The sequence below is a fragment of the Bibersteinia trehalosi USDA-ARS-USMARC-188 genome (assembly GCF_000521725.1).
Lineage (GTDB): Bacteria > Pseudomonadota > Gammaproteobacteria > Enterobacterales > Pasteurellaceae > Bibersteinia > Bibersteinia trehalosi.
Genome location: NZ_CP006954.1, coordinates 998,070 through 1,017,441, shown reverse-complemented (window position 1 = coordinate 1,017,441; position 19,372 = coordinate 998,070). Strand labels below are relative to the sequence as shown.

Here is a 19,372-nt window from a genome sequence, read left to right as displayed (position 1 = left end):
ATCAGTGGGGCTTACAAGCGGTTTGTTTCATATTCTTTTTTAAAAAAATTTTTCTACATTTTTTTACAAACGCTATATGAAACAAAGCTCATTGTCCGTTAGAACAATGAGCCGAAAACTGGTTGCGGGGGCCGGATTTGAACCGACGACCTTCGGGTTATGAGCCCGACGAGCTACCAAGCTGCTCCACCCCGCGTCTGAATGGTTGCCATTATAGGGCGATAAAAAATTCTTGCAAGCACTTTTTTAAAAAAGTTTATTAAGTGTGATTTTTTTAATCAAAATGGCGATTATACATTCATTAAGCGCAATAAATCATCATCTTTACGATCAATATAGTGTGAAGATTGGATTTTACGAATCGTGCGGGAACGTCCACGAATTAATAATGTTTCCGTTGTCGCCAAATTACCTTTACGTTGAACACCGCTTAATAATGTTCCTGAAGTAATCCCCGTTGCTGAAAAAACTAGATTATCATCACGCACAAGCTCTTCTAATTTCAATACTTCATTGACGGGTACATTTAATTCATTGCAACGTGCAATCTCTTTTTCTGCTGCAGCAAAATTTTCAGGCGTACTGCCCTTAACTTGATGGCGAGGTACAAGACGAGCTTGCATATCACCACCTAAGGCTCTCACGCCTGCTGCTGCAATAACCCCTTCTGGTGCACCACCAATCCCATAAAGTGCATCTAAATCCGCCTCTGGTAAACAACATTGAATTGCTGCCACCACATCGCCATCAGGAATAGCCATCACACGGATACCTAAATCTTGCATTTCACTAATTACAGCTTGATGGCGCGGTTTATCCAATACAGCAACGGTTAATTGTGAAAGTAGTTTCCCTTTTTTAGAAGCAATACGGCGCAAATTTTGTTCAATCGACAAATTTAAATCGATCATCCCTTTACAATCACTGCCTACAACTAATTTTTCCATATACATATCGGGCGCTTGTAATAAAGTACCTTTTCCGCCTGCCGCAAGTACTGATAATGCATTACTTTGCCCCATTGCGGTCATTCGAGTGCCATCAATCGGATCAACTGCAATGGTAATCTCTTCATCATTTGCCCCATGTTTACCAATTTTTTCACCAATATAGAGCATTGGCGCTTGATCTATCTCCCCCTCACCAATGACAACCTCACCCCGTATATCAAGCTGATTTAACAAATAACGCATCGCTTTTACTGCAGCATCGTCGGCTGCATTTTTATTACCACGACCTAACCAAGCATAAGCAGCCAAAGCGGCAGCTTCAGTGACACGAGAAAATTCGATAGAAAGGGATCTTTTCATTATGTTGTCCTTGATATTGTATGAATTGAATGATTTTGCAGAAAATTGCTGATTTCAGACCGCTTGCACAGTCTGATTTAGGCGGGACGATATTGTATTGAGTAACTTTTATTCCGTCAATTTTTTAAAGCCGTTGAGTTGCAACGCAAAATGTGTAGAATACCCTGTTATTTTTTAAAAAGAGAAGACTATGAGCGAAACTATTTCAAGTGCCGAAAATCCTGATTTTCGTGCCAACTTTATTACCCATATTATTGATGAAGATTTAAAAAACGGTAAACATAGTAATGTTTACACCCGTTTCCCACCTGAACCAAATGGCTATTTACATATCGGTCATGCAAAATCTATCTGCCTAAACTTCGGTATTGCCCAAGATTATCAAGGCAAATGTAACCTGCGTTTTGATGACACTAATCCAACCAAAGAAGACGTAGAATATGTGGATTCTATTAAAGAAGACGTGGAATGGCTCGGCTTTAAATGGGAGGGTGAACCTCGTTATGCTTCCGACTATTTTGATCAACTCTACGGCTATGCCATTGAGTTAATCCAAAAAGGTTTGGCATATGTGTGTGAACTCAGCCCTGATGAAATGCGTGAATATCGTGGCACGCTAACGGAACTAGGTAAAAACAGCCCATACCGTGATCGCAGTGTGGAAGAAAACTTAGCCCTATTTGAAAAAATGAAAAATGGCGAAGTGGAAGAAGGCAAAATGAGCCTGCGTGCCAAAATTGATATGGCATCGCCGTTTATGGTGATGCGTGATCCTGTGATCTACCGTATCAAATTTGCCACTCACCACCAAACAGGCGATAAATGGTGCATTTATCCAATGTACGATTTTACTCACTGTATTTCCGATGCGATTGAGCGTATTACCCACTCGCTCTGTACCTTAGAGTTCCAAGATAACCGCCGTTTGTATGACTGGGTATTAGAAAACATCAGCATTGAACGCCCATTGCCACACCAATATGAGTTTTCTCGTTTAAATTTAGAAGGGACTCTCACGTCTAAACGTAAGCTCCTCAAACTGGTTGAAGATAAAGTGGTCGATGGCTGGAACGATCCTCGTATGCCGACCATTTCAGGTTTACGTCGTCGTGGTTATACCCCTGCATCACTGCGTGAATTTTGCCACCGTATCGGGGTAACAAAACAAGATAACGTGGTGGAATACAGTGCATTAGAAGCCTGCATTCGTGATGATTTAAACACCAATGCACCTCGTGCAATGGCAGTATTAAACCCTGTGAAAGTGGTGATTGAAAATTTTGAAGGTGAAGAAATTCTCACCGCACCAAATCACCCAAATCGCGAAGAATTAGGCACTCGCCAACTGCCATTTACCAAAGAGCTTTATATTGATGAAGCGGATTTCCGTGAAGAAGCGAATAAACAATATAAACGCTTAGTGCTAGGGAAAGAAGTGCGTCTGCGTAATGCTTATGTAATTAAAGCCGAGCGTGTAGAAAAAGATGCAAGCGGTAAAATTACCACGATTTTCTGTACCTACGATCCGGAAACCTTAGGTAAAAATCCAGCAGACGGACGTAAAGTCAAAGGCGTAATTCATTGGGTATCTGCAACCAACAACCGTCCAGCAGAGTTCCGTGTCTATGATCGCTTATTCACCGTACCAAATCCGGGGGCAGAAGAAGACATCAATGCCGCAGTGAATCCAAATTCACTCGTGGTGAAACACGGTTTTGTTGAACCAAGTTTAGAAAATGCGGTAGCGGGTCAAGGTTATCAATTTGAGCGAGAAGGCTACTACTGTCTAGATAGCAAAGATGGCTCAAAAGAAAACTTAGTGTTTAACTTAACCGTCAGCTTAAAAGAAAGTGTCGCATTTTAATCTGCCTACGACATCGTAAGCTCCCTTATGGGAGCTTTTTTATAGCCATAAAACGGCAACAAATTTACATTGCCATAAGAAATGTAAAATATAGATCCAATTCAAAATTAATATAAACTGTTAATGAAATATGGAGGCGTGTCCCGGAGTCGAACCGAGCTACATGGATTTGCAATCCAGTGCATAACCGCTTTGCTAACACGCCATGAGATAAGAAATAATGGAGCGGGAAACGAGGCTCGAACTCGCGACCCCGACCTTGGCAAGGTCGTGCTCTACCAACTGAGCTATTCCCGCATTTGAATACGTTGCTGTAAACAACGAGGCGTATTCTATAGATTTCTCAGGTACTGTCAATTAACAAATAACATATTTTTTTCAATTGCCGAAAAAAAGCCCACAATGTTGTTTTTTTAACAAATTCTATTTGCATAACGGCAAAGAACCATGTATTTTATGCGTGTGCGAATAACTCGCATTTAGTTTTCTTAACTAAAGGAGCATGTCCTATGCGTTTAACTTCTCTCTCTGTCTTACTCTCCAGTCTTTTATTTGCCTCTCATGTCCATGCGCTTGATCTCTCTAAAGAAACTCAAGATTACAAAGCCTTTGTGATAGAACAAATTGATCAACTCGTGCTCGACACTGAAAAATTTGTGAACTACTTAAAAGCTGGGGATCTTGACAATGCTAAAAAAATCTACCCACTTGCACGCATGTATTTTGAACGTTCTGAACCTATCGCAGAAAGTTTTGGTGATTTAGACCCGCGGATCGATGCCCGTTTAGCTGATCTTACTGAAGAAGGCAAGAATGAAGATGATTGGTCAGGTTTCCACAAAATTGAACGAATCTTATGGGAACAGAACACTACTCAAGGAACGGAAGCTATTGCTACTCAACTTATGAATGATGTCAAAGAGTTAAGAGCAAAAATTCCAACTGCTGATGTTACTGCTGAACTCATGATTACCGGAGCTGTTGATTTACTTAACGAGGTTTCCACCACAAAAGTGACGGGGGAAGAAGAAATCTACTCCAAAACGGATCTCTACGATTTCAAAGCGAATATAGAAGGTGCTGAAAAAATTTTTACTTTATTCCAGCCTCATCTAGCTAAAAAAGACAGCAAACTCGTCACAGAAATCATGGAGCGCTTTGCCGAAGTGAATGCGCTGTTAGCGAAACATAACCAAGCTAAACAAGGCTACGATTATGTAGGTTACGATAAATTAAGCGTTGCAGATATTAAAGCTCTTGCCGAAGCGGTAAATAAACTGGGTGAACCTCTTGCACAAATGGGTGTATTACTCGAAGAGTAAGGTACAATGATGAGCAAAAATATATTACTCCCACGCCGTGATTTCTTAAAGCAATCCGCTTTTTGGGGTACAAGTCTCGGAGCCAGTATGTTTGCTGGCTCAGTTATTGCATTAGAACCACGTGCAACACCAACTATCACAAATATCTACCCATTTTATGGCAAGCACCAACAAGGAATTGCAACGCCAGCTCAGCATCATACTTACTTTATGGTGCTAGACCTCCATACTGATGACATACAAAAAATTAAGGCAATGTTCCAGCTTTGGACGGCTTACAGTGCTAACCTTACAGCGGGTAAAAATGTCCGCCCCTATCAGCAAAATGCCTATCTACCTCCGGCTGATACTGGCGAGTCTGATAGTTTAAACCCATACCATCTCACACTCACATTCGGTGTGAGCCCAAGTTTTTTTGAAAAATTGAAGATCGAACATCTCAAACCCGCAGAGTTAAATCCCCTACCGCACTTTCCACGCGATCAACTACGTCAGCCTTATATCGATGGTGATATTTGTATCCAAGCTTGTGCTGATGACCCACAGGTTGCATTCCATGCGGTGCGCAATCTCGTTCGAGCCGCTCGCGCTAATATCAGCATGCGTTGGAGTCAATCGGGGTTTAATTCTTTTGAAGGGAACGAAACGCCCCGCAATCTATTTGGTTTTAAAGATGGCACAGGTAATCCTCAAGGAGAAGCACTTGAAGATGCTGTATGGTATCAAGGTGACAACTGGCTCAAAAATGGCTCGTTCCTTACTGTTCGTCGCATTCAGATGCATTTGGAAACTTGGGATAGAACACATCTTAATGGGCAGGAAGAAACCTTTGGTAGACATCGAGATAGCGGTGCACCTCTTGGCCAACAGGAAGAATTCCAAGCGGTCGATTTAGAGCAAAAAAATGCAAATGGTGAAAAAATTATCCCTGAGATTTCGCATCTGCATTTAGCCAAAAAGGTAGGACATAATATACTACGTCGCTCATTTTCTTATGCCAGCGGAATTGATCCGAAAACTGGGCAATTTGATGCAGGCTTACTGTTTATTTCCTTCCAAAAACACCCACAACAATTTATTGATATTCAAAACAGCTTGGGCAATATTGACAAAATGAATGAATATATTACTCATATCGGCAGTGGATTATTTGCATGCTTTGCGGGAGTAACAGATGAAAATGATTACTTAGGTAAGGCGCTTTTTGACCAATGCTAATCTTTCTTCCTCCTTTTTGGGGGAAGAATTTATAAACCAACAATGGAAATGCATTACATGTTTCAGCTGCTCAAAAAATTCTCCTTGCTCCTATTTCTCTGCTTATCCTTCCCTGTATGGGCAAAAGTAGAAACTTCCTTATTATTTGTGCGGCTTTCTGATGCAATGGCAGAAATCAAACAAGGTAGCCCAGATACCGCCCTACCTCATCTAGTTCAATTAGAACATCATTTCCAAACCATTCCAACACATAAATCCACAGCAGGACAAGTGGTACTTTCTGCGTTATATTCTGCAAAAAACTCACCGAATTCAGATACCCTTGAGTTGCTAGCAAGAGCGTTACTTGCCTTTGAGAAAGAACAAAATCCTATTGATTACACAGCAAGGCAGGAACAGTTTGCTAAACGTATTAAACCGATTTATCAAAAACTAGTTCACGCGATTGAGCAAAAGCAACTAGATGAGATTCAAAACGCTTATAAGCGCTTTAATAATACTTGGACAGTCAATGAAAAAATTGTCCGAGAAATCAGCCTCGGGCATTATGGGCAGATTGAAACAGCAATGGCACTACTACGTGTAGCAATGCTCGCAGAGCCGGCAAATTTTAAGGAAATGCATCAACAAGTACAGCAATTAGGGATAGCATTAGATGATTTTAATGCTGGAAATCTATTACAGCTCCAAACTACAAATACAAACGCACCACAAACCTTACTTGAAGGTATCGTCTTATTGGAGGATGCCTATTCTGCATTACTGGCACAGCAACATACACAAGCACAATCAGCAATTTACCTGTTTATTCAGCACTGGCCTGTTTTTGAAGGTGAGGTACGTACCCGTGATAGCCATCTCTACACACGCCTAGAAAACGATTTACCCATTATTATGGCGAAAAGCCATGAAATCGCCAACCAAGCCAAATTAGCCGAACTGATTACTAATTTAAAATTACTAAATTTAGGCAGCCGCTATAACGCGTTTGATGCAATGTTTATTTTATTGCGGGAAGGCTTGGAAGCATTACTAATTATCATGGCATTGCTAACCACACTGAATGCCACCAAACAGCCTAACGCAAAACATTGGGTATATGCTGGTGCAGGGCTAGGCATTTTAGCCAGTATTGTTGGCGCACTCGCCCTACAACAGCTTTTCCCAACAATAACAGCAGGCATTCATCGTGAGATCTTGGAGGGTTTAGTCGGTATTACCGCCGTAATAGCTATGCTATTTGTCGGAGCATGGCTACACAACAAATCGTCACAACAGGGTTGGAAACATTTTATTGAGCAGCAAGTGGGGAATGCACTTGCAACAGGAAGCCTGTTTTCTATGCTTTCACTCAGCTTCCTTGCTGTCTTTCGCGAAGGTGCAGAAACGATGTTGTTTTACGCTGGCATTTTACCGCAAATTAGCCTGCAAGATTTTCTACTCGGCATTGTCTTTGCTTTACTCTGCTTAGCAGGTATTGCTTGGCTAATGCAACGTTCTGCAAGCAAATTACCGCTACCTCAGCTATTTAAGCTGATGACATGGCTTATTTATGCCTTGGGATTTAAAATTTTAGGTGTAAGCATCCACACATTACAACTAACCCAAATCTTGCCTAGACATATTATTGATGAACTCACGAACCTACCATCTATCGGACTTTATAGTTCATGGGAAGGTCTGAGTGCGCAACTGCTGTATATCCTCTTGATTCTCTGTTCGCTAAAATACGTCAAAGAATAATCTTATGAGCACTTCACATAAGCAGCGAGTGTCAATAAAAAATTGGTTTAACTTATTGAATATCAAAAAGAAAATAAGACTCGGAGAGAAAACTGATCTAGGTCAAACTTTATCGTTGTTTTGAAAAGTGTTTTTTGATACATTCCACGAAAACGTTTTCATCACTATTCCTACAGGAGCGTAAAATGACCGATAAAAGCCTTTCTCCTCTCCTTTCTGAACAAGATACGCATTTTATTACACAACTTTCTGCAGGAATATGTCGCGATCCCTTTGCCTATTTAGGTATTCATCCTTCTACACATGGGGTGATTATTCGGGCTTATTTACCCGAAGCTCAAGCGGTTAAAATTATTGATAAAAATGCAAACCCACTAGCTGAAATGCAACGAATTGATGAACGAGGGTTCTTTGCCACGGAATTAATTGGTAAAAAAATTGATTTTTCCTACCGCTTGTTGGTTTCCTATGCCCATACTCAAATTGATATTGAAGATCCCTATCGTTTCCAATCCCACCTTTCTGACCTTGATAATTGGCTACTTTCTGAAGGCACACAAATTCGTCCATATGAAAAACTAGGTGCGCATTTGGTTACCCAAAATGACGTGGGCGGTATTCATTTTAGTTTATGGGCTCCCAACGCTCAGCGTGTTTCAGTTGTTGGCGATTTTAACTTATGGGATGGTAGACGCCACCCAATGCGTTTCCACCCAACAAGTGGTATTTGGGATATTTTTATTCCAAATGCGAAAGCTGGCACACTATATAAATTCGAAATTTTAGATAAAAACGGGACGTTACGTTTAAAATCAGACCCTTATGCCTTTGCTGCACAATTTCGACCAGACACCGCTTCCGTAGCAACAGGTTTACCCGCAATCGTCGAAGTGGATTCAAAACGACGAGCTGCAAATAATCCAGATAAACCTATTTCGGTTTATGAAGTTCATCTCGGTTCATGGCGCCGCAATCTCGAAAACAATTACTGGCTAAGCTATGAAGAGCTTGCTGAAGAACTGATCCCATATGTAAAAGAAATGGGGTTTACGCATATTGAATTATTACCTATTTCTGAGTTTCCATTCGATGGCTCTTGGGGCTACCAACCAACTGGCATTTATGCACCCACCAGCCGCTTTGGTACGCCTGAAGGCTTACGTTATTTAATTCAAAAAGCCCATGATGCAGGTATTAATGTCATTCTAGACTGGGTGGTAGGACACTTTCCAACCGATGAACACGGTTTAGCCTACTTTGATGGCACACACCTTTATGAACATGCAGACCCGAAAGAAGGCTACCACCAAGATTGGAATACTCTTATTTTTAACTATGGCAGATACGAAGTGCGCAATTATCTCACGGCTAATGCGCTTTATTGGATTGAACGTTTTGGTATTGATGCCTTACGCGTTGATGCTGTAGCTTCGATGATCTACCGCGACTATTCTCGCGCAGATGGTCAATGGATTCCTAACCAATATGGCGGGCGTGAAAATCTAGAAGCCATTGATTTTTTGCGCCAAACCAATGATCTGCTAAAACAAGAAGGACATGGCGGTATCACGATCGCTGAAGAATCCACTTCTTTTGCAGGTGTCACTCACGCAACTCAAAACCATGGTTTAGGCTTTAACTATAAATGGAATATGGGTTGGATGAATGACACTTTACGCTATATGCAAAAAGATCCGATTCATCGTAAATATCACCACGATTTAATGACCTTTGGCATGGTGTACCAATATAGTGAGCAATTTATGTTACCACTCTCACACGATGAAGTGGTGCATGGCAAATATTCTCTTTTAGGGAAAATGCCTGGGGACTGCTGGCAACAATTTGCCAACCTACGGGCTTACTATGGCTATATGTGGGGTTATCCTGGTAAAAAATTACTCTTTATGGGCAATGAATTTGCCCAAGGGCGTGAATGGAATTTCCAAGAAAGCTTAGATTGGTTCTTGCTAGATAAGGGCTACGGTGGCTGGCATATCGGTATGCAAGATTGGGTCAAAGCACTTAATCACCTCTATCAACAAACCCCTGCGCTTTACGAACTTGATTATTCTCCAGAAGGTTTTGAATGGTTAGTTGTCGATGATGCAGAGCAATCCGTCTTTGTATTTGAGCGTAAAGCAAAAGATGGTTCAAGCATTATTGTAATCAGTAACTTTACTGCTGTAGTACGCGAAAATTATCGCTTTGGCGTACATGCACCGGCAAAATACCGTGAAATTCTAAACTCAGATAAAGAACAATATATGGGAAGTGGCGTTGAAAACCACGCTCTTATCACGACAGAAGAAATAGCCTCCCACGGTAAAAACTACTCGATCAGTGTGACATTACCGCCACTTTCAACCATTTTTTTGCGTAAAGAGTACTCAGGCAATATAAACAACCTCTCCCGTAACATAAAACATACGCCCAAAACTGCACTAAAAAATAAGAAAAAAGCGAAGAAAAAATAAGATATGATGAAATATCAAGCTGGTAGACCTTTTCCTCTTGGCAGCCGTTTAACTGAAATTAACGGTGTAAATGGGGTCAATTTTGCGCTCTTTTCGCAACATGCAAGCGGTGTAGAATTATGTATTTTTTGCAAAACTAGGGGGGAAATACGCCTACCCATGAGCAAAACTGGCGACATTTGGCATCTCTTTGTTGAAGAGCTTAACGCAGGAACAGAGTATGGCTTTCGCGTTGCTGGCAAGAGCGATGAGGCAATCGGTCATCTGTTTAACCCAGAGAAATTACTTATTGACCCTTATGCTAACGCGATTAGCGGTTCGCCTGATTTATCTAGCGAACAAACCGCAAAATGGTTTATCTGGAATGACGGGCGAGATAATGCGCATTTGGCACCAAAATCTATAGTGATTAATCGAGAGGGCTTTGAATGGGGGGGAGATTATAAGCCTTTTGTGCCTTGGCAAGAAACAGTGATTTATGAAACACATGTCAAAGGATTTAGTCAAATGAATCCTGCTGTGCCACCACATTTGCGAGGCACTTTTGCTGGCTTGGCTCACCCCGCTTCCGTGAATTATTTAAAAAAACTAGGAATTACCGCAGTTGAGCTTCTACCAATCACCTACCACATTGATGAGCCTCATTTACAGCGCTTAGGGCTATCTAATTACTGGGGCTATAACGTGCTTGGTCATTTTGCCGTTGATCCAAAACTTGCCGCGAATAAACAAGATCCACTCACGGAATTTAAACAACTCGTTAAAACGCTTCATGCGGAAGGAATTGAAGTGATCATGGATGTAGTGTTTAACCATACTGCGGAAGGTGGCAAAGATGGTCCGATGCTGTCGCAACGCGGAATTGATAATCAAGCCTACTACTGGCTAACTGAAGATGGTAATTATCACAACTGGAGCGGTTGTGGTAACACCTTGAATGTTTCTTCTGATTTAATCGTATTACGCTGGGTCATTGACTGCCTCTGCTACTGGGTTAAAGAGTGCCATGTCGATGGTTTCCGTTTTGATTTAGGTGGCGTACTCGGTAGAACGCCAACATTTTCAGATCGTTCGGCATTTTTCACCGCAATTATGAGTAACTCAACGCTGGATCACGTAAAACTGATTGTTGAGCCTTGGGATATTGGCATTAATGGCTACCAACTCGGTTCTTTCCCTAAGCCTTTTGCCGAATGGAATGATCGCTATCGTGATGATATGCGAGCTTTTTTCTTACACCAAAGCGGGCGTTTAGATGTTTTTGCCCGTCGTTTTGCAGGTAGCGACGACATATTCGGTGAGCAAAAAAAACCTTATAACAGTATTAATTTTATCACCGCACACGATGGCTTCACCCTGCAAGATTTAGTGAGTTACAACGACAAACATAATGCAGCAAACGGTGAACAAAATCAGGACGGACATAACCACAATTTTAGCTATAACTTTGGCGAAGAAGGTGCGAGTAATAACCCTATTATTTTAGATAAACGCAACCATGCTCGCCGTGCATTATTGGCAACTCTCCTGCTGTCTGCAGGCACACCAATGCTGCTTGCAGGTGATGAAATGGGTAATAGCCAGCAGGGTAATAACAATAGTTATTGTCAAGATAATGAGATTTCTTGGCTAGATTGGCAAAACGCTGATCATTCATTGATAGATTACACGGCAAACTTAATTGCTTTGCGTAAACAAATTCCATTGTTATCGCGCTATCACAAATGGTGGGATAACGAACTCGTCTCTTGGCTTAGTACAAATGGCACTCCCCTACAACAAGCAGATTGGAATAACAATCAAATAAAAGCCATACAAATTCTGCTGGAAGACAAATGGTTGCTCTTGATCAATGCTAAACAAAGCATGCAACAGTTCTTACTGCCTAAGGGAAAATGGCAAATTCTTTTGGGTAAAGAAAATACGACTCTGCTGACGGATACGCTTGCGGTTGCTCTAAAGGATATTGGAGTATGCGTACTGCAAAAGAATTAAATTAAACTCTTCAAATGATGGAGGACATAATATGCTCACACAAGAAACTACTTCACGCCGTAACCTAACAGGACAAACGCTAGTGTTAATTCTCGCCGGCGGACGCGGCTCTCGCTTATATGAACTCACCGATAAACGTGCCAAACCGGCCGTTTATTTCGGAGGTAGCCGCCGTATTATCGACTTCGCACTCTCTAACTGTATCAACTCTAATCTACTTAAAGTTGGTGTGATTACTCAGTACGCTGCTCACTCACTTCTCCGCCATTTACAACGTGGTTGGTCCTTCTTACCTTACGAGCGTAATCAATATATCGACATGTTACCTGCTCGTCAGCAAATTGATGAGAACACGTGGTATCGTGGCACTGCCGATGCGGTATATCAAAATATGGAAATGATGAAATCGCACTACCGTCCAAAATACGTCATTATCCTCGCAGGTGACCATATCTATAAGATGAATTACAACAAAATGTTAGAAGATCATGTCGATTCTGGCGCAAAATGTACCGTAGGTTGTATTGAAGTCCCTCGTGAACAAGCAACCGAATTTGGTGTAATGGCTGTTAATGAAAAACTGAAAGTCCAAGCATTCGTTGAAAAACCAGCTGATCCACCAGCGATGCCAGACAAACCAAACTCATCACTTGCGTCTATGGGGATTTATGTATTTGATGCAGATTATCTCTATGAAATGCTCGAAAATGAGGTGAGCGATCCAAACACTTCACACGATTTTGGTAAAGACATTATTCCAAAAGCAGTAGAGCAAGGTGTTATTTATGCCCACCCATTCGAACGTTCTTGCGAAGGTCGTAATACAACAGGCGCAATTTACTGGCGCGATGTCGGCACTATTGATAGCTATTGGGCTGCACATATGGATCTTGTGAGTGAAAAACCACAGCTAGATTTATATGATGAGTCTTGGCCAATCCACGGACGCCCACAACAAACTGCACCTGCTCGTTTCTTCTATAACAAACCTCGCGCTAGAACCCTTGATAATTCTCTTATTGCGGGTGGCTGTGTAATCACGGATGCCGAAATCAGTAAATCAGTACTGTTCAACCGTGTAACAGTCGCAGAAGAAACCGTTATTGAAGAAGCGGTGATTATGCCACAAGTCGATATTGGTAAAAATTGTGTGATTAAACGTGCTGTTATCGATCGCCACTGTACTATTCCTGATGGTTTACAAATCGGTGTTGATGCCGTACAAGATGCGAAATACTTCCGCATTAGCAAAGGCGGGATTGTGCTTGTCTCGCAAAAAATGTTAGATAAAATGGCAAAAGATAAGGCTTAAACAACATTCCTTCTTGGGCGGGTGCAAACCTGCCCTAAACAAGCGGTTCTTTTGGCTAGAAATTTTACAAATCAACGTAGGTTTAAGTTCAATGAAAATTTTACATGTTTGCTCGGAAATGTATCCGCTTATCAAAACTGGCGGATTAGCAGATGTAATGGGGGCTCTTCCTTACGCACAGCAAAAATTAGGCAATGATGTGCGGGTGTTGCTCCCACTTTATCCACAAGTTGCAGAAAAAATGGGAGACAGTGTTGAGGTTGCAAACATTGGCACTTTTGCAGGAATGATCTCCATTCGCTATACCGAATTTAACGGCTTAGGCGTTTATTTGATTGATGCGCCACACCTCTTCGCCCGCCGTTTGCCTTATTACGATGATAACTATAACGATTACTGGGATAACTACAAACGTTTTGCACTCCTTGGCTTAGTTGGCGCACAGCTTGCTTCAGGCTTAGACCACTGGTGGGGACGAGCGGATGTGTTACACGCTCATGATTGGCAAGCAGGTTTAGCTTGTGCTTACTTAAAAAGTTGGAATAGTCCCGTTAAAAGCGTCTTTACTATTCATAACATTGCCTATCTTGGACGATTCCAAGCCTATCATATTGGAGAGCTTGGCTTGCCTTGGGAATTTTTCCACCCAAATGGCTTAGAATTTTATGGTGAAATGTCCTACCTAAAATCAGGTTTATACTTCTCAGATAAAATCACCACTGTTAGCCCAACTTATGCCCGTGAAATTACCGAACCCATCGCCGGTGCTGGCTTGCATGGATTATTACAAACACGCCAAGCTGAAGGCAGATTACGCGGGATTTTAAATGGTGTTGATGAAGAAGTATGGAACCCAGAAAGTGATGCCAATATCGTCGCAAACTATCGCCCAAACTATATGCATGGCAAAGCGAAAAACAAAGCTGAATTACAGCGTTACTTTAGTTTACCTGAAAATAAAGATGCACTGCTCTTTGTTATGGTTACACGTCTAACCGAACAAAAAGGCGCAGATTTCCTGCTTGCCAAAATTGATGAAATTATGCAACAAGATGTACAAATCATCGTTCTTGGCAGTGGTTCCCCTGATTTAGAATGGGCATTGCGTGAAGCACAATCCCGCTATCCAGACAAAATTGGCATCAAAATTGGCTATGATGAAGCACTTTCACACCAAATTATTGCCGGCGGTGATGTGATTTTAGTACCAAGCCGTTTCGAGCCTTGCGGTTTAACTCAGCTTTACGGCTTAAAATACGGAACATTGCCATTAGTTCGCCGCACCGGTGGATTAGCCGATACCGTTGTCGATAGCCATAAAGAAACCATCGAAAACCGCAGCGCAACAGGTTTTGTCTTTGATTACCCAAGCGCCGATGCCTTTGCTGATGCTGTTTATCGGGCAATTAATTTATGGAAGAAAAATAAACTCTGGTCCAGTGTGCGTCAAAATGCACTGGCACAAGATTTTGGTTGGGCAAAGGTGGCACAGCAATATCAAGAGTTATATCACGAAATTGTTTAGTGCCTTATTAACGCAACGCAAGCGCTCGTTTCTTGTAAAATTTTTGCAAAAACGATCCGCTTGCGTTTTTTTCATTCTTTTACAGCTTAAAAAGCAACGAAAACGTTTGCATTTGCTCATTTTTTATTTTACAAGCTTAATTCCAATCTGTATAATCCGCCCGCAATTTTTCCCAATTTACTTTTCAAACTTTTAAATTTAAGGAACTATTGCAATGCTTAGAATCGCAAAAGAAGCACTTACCTTTGATGATGTACTTCTTGTCCCTGCACATTCTACTGTGCTTCCCAATACAGCCAACCTCTCTACTCAACTCACCAAAGACATTACGCTCAATATCCCAATGCTTTCAGCCGCAATGGATACGGTAACTGAAGCTAAACTTGCAATTTCCCTCGCTCAAGAAGGCGGTATTGGATTTATCCATAAAAATATGTCGATTGAGCGCCAAGCGGATCGTGTTCGCCGTGTGAAAAAATTTGAAAATGGCATTATCACCGAGCCAGTAACCGTTAGCCCAGAATTAACTTTGCGTGAACTTTCTGAGTTAGCCAAGAAAAACGGTTGGCAAGGTTATCCAGTTGTGGATAGTCATGGTGATTTAGTCGGCATTGTGACCGGACGAGATACCCGCTTTGTGAAAGATCTTAATAAAACTGTTGCTGAAATGATGACACCGAAAGATCGCCTTGTTACCGTGAAAGAAGGTACCAGCCGTGAAGATATTTTGGAATTGATGCACGAAAATCGTATCGAAAAAGTGTTAATGGTAGACGATAATTTCAAACTCAAAGGCATGATCACGGTGAAAGATTTCCAAAAAGCGGAAAGTAAACCAAATGCATGTAAAGATGAATTTGGTCGCTTACGTGTTGGTGCTGCAGTTGGCGCAGGCCCTGGTAACGAAGAACGTATTGCGGCATTAGTCGAAGCTGGTGTGGACGTATTACTCATCGATAGCTCACACGGTCACTCTGAAGGCGTTTTACAACGTGTACGTGAAACCCGTGCGAAATATCCTAATTTACCAATTATTGCAGGTAACATTGCCACTGCCGAAGGGGCACTTGCTCTGGCTGATGCAGGTGCAAGTGCAGTAAAAGTGGGGATTGGACCAGGCTCAATCTGTACTACTCGTATCGTAACCGGTGTGGGCGTGCCACAAATTACCGCGATTGCTGATGCTGCAGCAGCATTAAAAGAGCGTGGCATTCCTGTGATTGCCGATGGCGGTATCCGCTACTCTGGTGACATCGCTAAAGCCATTGCGGCGGGAGCAAGCTGCGTGATGGTCGGTTCAATGTTTGCAGGTACAGAAGAAGCCCCTGGGGAAATTGAACTATACCAAGGTCGTGCATTTAAATCATATCGTGGTATGGGCTCGCTCGGCGCTATGGCGAAAGGCTCATCAGATCGCTATTTCCAATCGGACAATGCTGCTGATAAATTAGTGCCTGAAGGCATTGAAGGGCGTATCCCTTACAAAGGCTACTTAAAAGAGATTATCCACCAACAAATGGGGGGCTTGCGTTCTTGTATGGGCTTAACGGGCTGTGCCACCATTGAAGAACTCCGTACCAAAGCACAATTTGTACGCATCAGCGGTGCAGGCATTAAGGAGAGCCACGTTCACGATGTAACCATTACCAAAGAAGCACCGAACTATCGTTCAAATTAAAAAATATCGGCGGAGTGTACTACTCCGCCCTATTTGCTGATTATCAGGTACAATATACTTTTATTTTCACCCTGTTTCCCAAATGAAATATTCATCTATTGTAAGCTTTGCATTATCTAGCTTAATTTTAACCGCTTGTAGTAGCACTTCATCCTTTAACGCTAAAGACCTGAAAGCTGAAATTTATCAAGGCTATTGGGCGATGCAACCTGTAGAAAATCAGTATCGTGTTTTAAAATTCCATCCTAACGGCTTGGTTAAAATCTACGATTATAGCTGCAATTTTCAAGATGGCTCTTATTCATTAAATGAAACTGAAACCGTCTATCTTAGCCCGATAAAGGAAAATCTATTTACACTGCTTGATGCAGAGAAAAAACCCTTTGCTAAATACGAAATTCTGCAACTCAATGCCCAAAGATTTCAAGCAAAACAGAGCTTCGAACAAGCTCACCCACTGATTTTAACCTATACCAATCTTAAAGGCGCTAAGCCGCTCTGCTACTAACAAGCTTTTTAAGGATTATTCAATCCCCCCTACCGCTTTATTTAAACAAAGAGAAACCATCATGACAAACATCCACCATCACAAAATTTTAATCTTAGACTTCGGTTCACAATACACCCAGTTGATCGCTCGCCGAGTGCGGGAAATTGGAGTGTATTGCGAGCTTTGGGCTTGGGACGTAACCGAAGCGCAAATTCGTGAATTTAACCCGACAGGGATTATCCTTTCAGGCGGCCCTGAAAGTACCACTGAGGCAAACAGTCCTCGTGCGCCTGAATATGTGTTTAACGCTGGCGTGCCTGTATTAGGGATTTGCTACGGTATGCAAACCATGGCAATGCAATTAGGCGGTTTAACCGAAAATTCCGATCACCGTGAATTTGGCTATGCGGCGGTTGAAGTGGCAAATCAAGATAGCCTTTTTGCAGATTTATTGGAAAATCCAACCGCTTGCAAACAGCTCGATGTTTGGATGAGCCACGGCGATAAAGTGACACAATTACCAACCAATTTCCACGTGACGGCCAAAACACCAACCTGCCCGATTGCGGCGATGTCTGATGAAAGCCGTAAATTCTATGGCGTGCAATTCCACCCAGAAGTAACCCACACCAAAAAAGGCTTGGAATTATTACAAAACTTTGTGGTAAACATTTGCGGTTGTGAAACAAACTGGACTGCAGAAAACATTATTGAAGATGCAGTAAAACGCATTCGTGAACAAGTGGGCAATGATGAAGTGATCTTAGGATTATCTGGCGGGGTGGATTCCTCTGTTACAGCCCTCCTCCTACACCGTGCCATCGGCCGAAACCTACACTGCGTATTTGTGGATAACGGCTTGCTCCGCTTAAATGAAGGCGATCAAGTGATGGAAATGTTTGGCGATAAATTTGGCTTAAACATTGTGCGTGTGAATGCCGAGGATCGTTTCCTGAATGAATTAGCAGGCGTTGATGAGCCAGAAGCGAAACGCAAAATTATTGGTAAAGTTTTCGTTGATGTATTTGATGATGAATCTAAAAAACTGCCGTCTGTGAAATGGTTAGCACAAGGCACAATTTATCCTGATGTGATTGAATCTGCTGCCAGCAAAACCGGTAAAGCCCACGTGATCAAATCGCACCACAATGTCGGCGGCTTACCTGATTATATGAAATTAGGCTTAGTGGAACCGCTGCGTGAACTCTTTAAAGATGAAGTGCGTAAAATTGGCTTAGCGCTCGGCTTACCTGCAGAAATGCTCAACCGCCACCCATTCCCTGGACCGGGCTTAGGCGTGCGTGTATTAGGCGAAGTGAAAAAAGAATACTGCGATATTCTACGCCAAGCCGATGCAATTTTTATGGAAGAATTACACAATGCAGATTGGTACTACCAAGTCAGCCAAGCGTTTACCGTATTCCTACCTGTAAAATCTGTCGGTGTGATGGGCGATGGGCGTAAATATGATTGGGTGCTTTCACTACGTGCAGTGCAAACCATTGACTTTATGACCGCTCACTGGGCGCATCTGCCATATGATTTACTCGGCAAAATCTCTAATCGTATTATCAACGAAGTACACGGTGTTTCTCGTGTTGTTTATGATGTCTCAGGTAAACCACCTGCGACCATTGAGTGGGAATAACGCCAAAGCAAAACGCCAGCTTAACGCTGGCGTTTTGCTTTCTAATAAATTTAGAATTTGTAAGTTAAACCTGCAAAGTAGATAACTGGATCAAGCTTGATTTTTACTTCGTGATCTAACACTACACCTTCTGCTGGAATGCCTGTTGTAGTAAATTTTGCTTTTGTACGAATATGGGTATACCACATCGCTGCATTCAAATATACATTATCAGCAACTTTAATATCAATACCACCGTTTACTACTGGACCAAACGAATGTTTTTTCACATCTAAATTACTAATCGCATCATATTGTGCTTTTGCATTAAAGAAACGAGTATAATTTACACCTGCACCTAAATACGGACGAGCAGCTGCATCTTTATCTAAGAAATAGTATTGCATATAAAGACTTGGTGGTAAGTGTTTTACTTTTACTGCTTTATTCAATACTGCATTAACTGCCGGTACTGTTGCATCAATACTGTGAGAGAATGGTGTTGCACCTAATAATTCCACACCGATATTGTCAGTAAACATATAGGTTGCCGTTAAACCTAATTGTTGGTTGTCACGTACATCTAATTTTACCTCAGTGGATGTTGTTGTTTTAGAATGAGAATTTGCATTGACAAAAACACCACCTACACGGAAGTGTGTTGAACCTGCCTCGTGAGCCATTGCTGAACCTGCTACTAAAGCAGAACCTAACATAAGTGCTAATGTTGTTTTTTTCATTTTTACCATCCTTATGATTATGGTTACTAAGTTGTAACCTTTGTTAAAGTTGTTGCCATTCTAAAGAGTGG

General features: G+C 41.8%; 13 protein-coding genes and 3 tRNA genes. 11 read left to right on the top strand and 5 right to left on the bottom strand.

All coding sequences use genetic code 11. The features are described from left to right. Positions 1-119: 119 nt before the first annotated feature. Both F542_RS04825 and glpX read right to left on the bottom strand, forming a co-directional pair. Positions 120-196, bottom strand: a tRNA-Met gene (locus tag F542_RS04825). A 94-nt stretch (positions 197-290) separates the two neighbouring features. Further along, complete coding sequence (glpX, locus tag F542_RS04820) at positions 291-1,310, bottom strand: class II fructose-bisphosphatase (RefSeq protein WP_025267009.1); 1,020 nt, start codon at positions 1,308-1,310, stop codon at positions 291-293. Positions 1,311-1,500: 190 nt separating this feature from the next. Here glpX and glnS point away from each other — a divergent pair, with 190 nt between their 5' ends. Beyond that, complete coding sequence (glnS, locus tag F542_RS04815) at positions 1,501-3,174, top strand: glutamine--tRNA ligase (RefSeq protein WP_015432640.1); 1,674 nt, start codon at positions 1,501-1,503, stop codon at positions 3,172-3,174. Positions 3,175-3,305: 131 nt separating this feature from the next. On the opposite strand, the gene F542_RS04810 is transcribed toward glnS, so the two are convergent. Both F542_RS04810 and F542_RS04805 read right to left on the bottom strand, forming a co-directional pair. Beyond that, positions 3,306-3,379: transfer RNA gene (locus tag F542_RS04810), tRNA-Cys, on the bottom strand. Positions 3,380-3,395: 16 nt separating this feature from the next. Next, a tRNA-Gly gene (locus F542_RS04805) sits at positions 3,396-3,471 on the bottom strand. Positions 3,472-3,683: 212 nt separating this feature from the next. Here F542_RS04805 and efeO point away from each other — a divergent pair. The 10 genes from efeO (at position 3,684) to guaA (ending at position 18,582) form a co-directional block, all read left to right on the top strand. Continuing rightward, positions 3,684-4,496, top strand: coding sequence for an iron uptake system protein EfeO (gene efeO, locus F542_RS04800; protein ID WP_015432641.1), 813 nt, complete (start codon positions 3,684-3,686; stop codon positions 4,494-4,496). Between the two features lie 6 nt (positions 4,497-4,502). Continuing rightward, positions 4,503-5,714 carry an iron uptake transporter deferrochelatase/peroxidase subunit gene (gene efeB / locus F542_RS04795; RefSeq protein WP_025267008.1) on the top strand — a complete coding sequence of 404 codons (1,212 nt, stop codon included), beginning with the start codon at positions 4,503-4,505 and terminating at the stop codon, positions 5,712-5,714. Positions 5,715-5,756: 42 nt separating this feature from the next. Next, complete coding sequence (locus F542_RS04790) at positions 5,757-7,457, top strand: FTR1 family iron permease (RefSeq protein ID WP_025267007.1); 1,701 nt, start codon at positions 5,757-5,759, stop codon at positions 7,455-7,457. Between the two features lie 185 nt (positions 7,458-7,642). After that, positions 7,643-9,934, top strand: coding sequence for a 1,4-alpha-glucan branching protein GlgB (glgB, locus tag F542_RS04785; RefSeq protein ID WP_015432644.1), 2,292 nt, complete (start codon positions 7,643-7,645; stop codon positions 9,932-9,934). Positions 9,935-9,940: 6 nt separating this feature from the next. Then, positions 9,941-11,929, top strand: a complete 1,989-nt coding sequence (gene glgX, locus F542_RS04780) for a glycogen debranching protein GlgX (RefSeq protein WP_025267006.1) — start codon at positions 9,941-9,943, stop codon at positions 11,927-11,929. A gap of 31 nt (positions 11,930-11,960) precedes the next feature. Then, positions 11,961-13,241, top strand: a complete 1,281-nt coding sequence (glgC, locus tag F542_RS04775; protein WP_015432646.1) for a glucose-1-phosphate adenylyltransferase — start codon at positions 11,961-11,963, stop codon at positions 13,239-13,241. Positions 13,242-13,332: 91 nt separating this feature from the next. Next, positions 13,333-14,766 carry a glycogen synthase GlgA gene (gene glgA / locus F542_RS04770; protein WP_025267005.1) on the top strand — a complete coding sequence of 478 codons (1,434 nt, stop codon included), beginning with the start codon at positions 13,333-13,335 and terminating at the stop codon, positions 14,764-14,766. A gap of 214 nt (positions 14,767-14,980) precedes the next feature. Further along, the gene (gene guaB / locus F542_RS04765) at positions 14,981-16,444 is read left to right on the top strand and encodes an IMP dehydrogenase (RefSeq protein WP_015432648.1); all 1,464 of its coding nucleotides are present in this window, start codon (positions 14,981-14,983) and stop codon (positions 16,442-16,444) included. A gap of 82 nt (positions 16,445-16,526) precedes the next feature. Next, complete coding sequence (locus F542_RS04760; RefSeq protein ID WP_015432649.1) at positions 16,527-16,952, top strand: hypothetical protein; 426 nt, start codon at positions 16,527-16,529, stop codon at positions 16,950-16,952. A 61-nt stretch (positions 16,953-17,013) separates the two neighbouring features. Continuing rightward, positions 17,014-18,582, top strand: a complete 1,569-nt coding sequence (gene guaA, locus F542_RS04755) for a glutamine-hydrolyzing GMP synthase (protein WP_015432650.1) — start codon at positions 17,014-17,016, stop codon at positions 18,580-18,582. A gap of 50 nt (positions 18,583-18,632) precedes the next feature. On the opposite strand, the gene F542_RS04750 is transcribed toward guaA, so the two are convergent. Further along, a complete protein-coding gene (locus tag F542_RS04750) occupies positions 18,633-19,301 on the bottom strand; it encodes an OmpW/AlkL family protein (protein WP_025267004.1) in 669 nt (222 codons plus the stop codon). Positions 19,302-19,372: the final 71 nt, after the last annotated feature.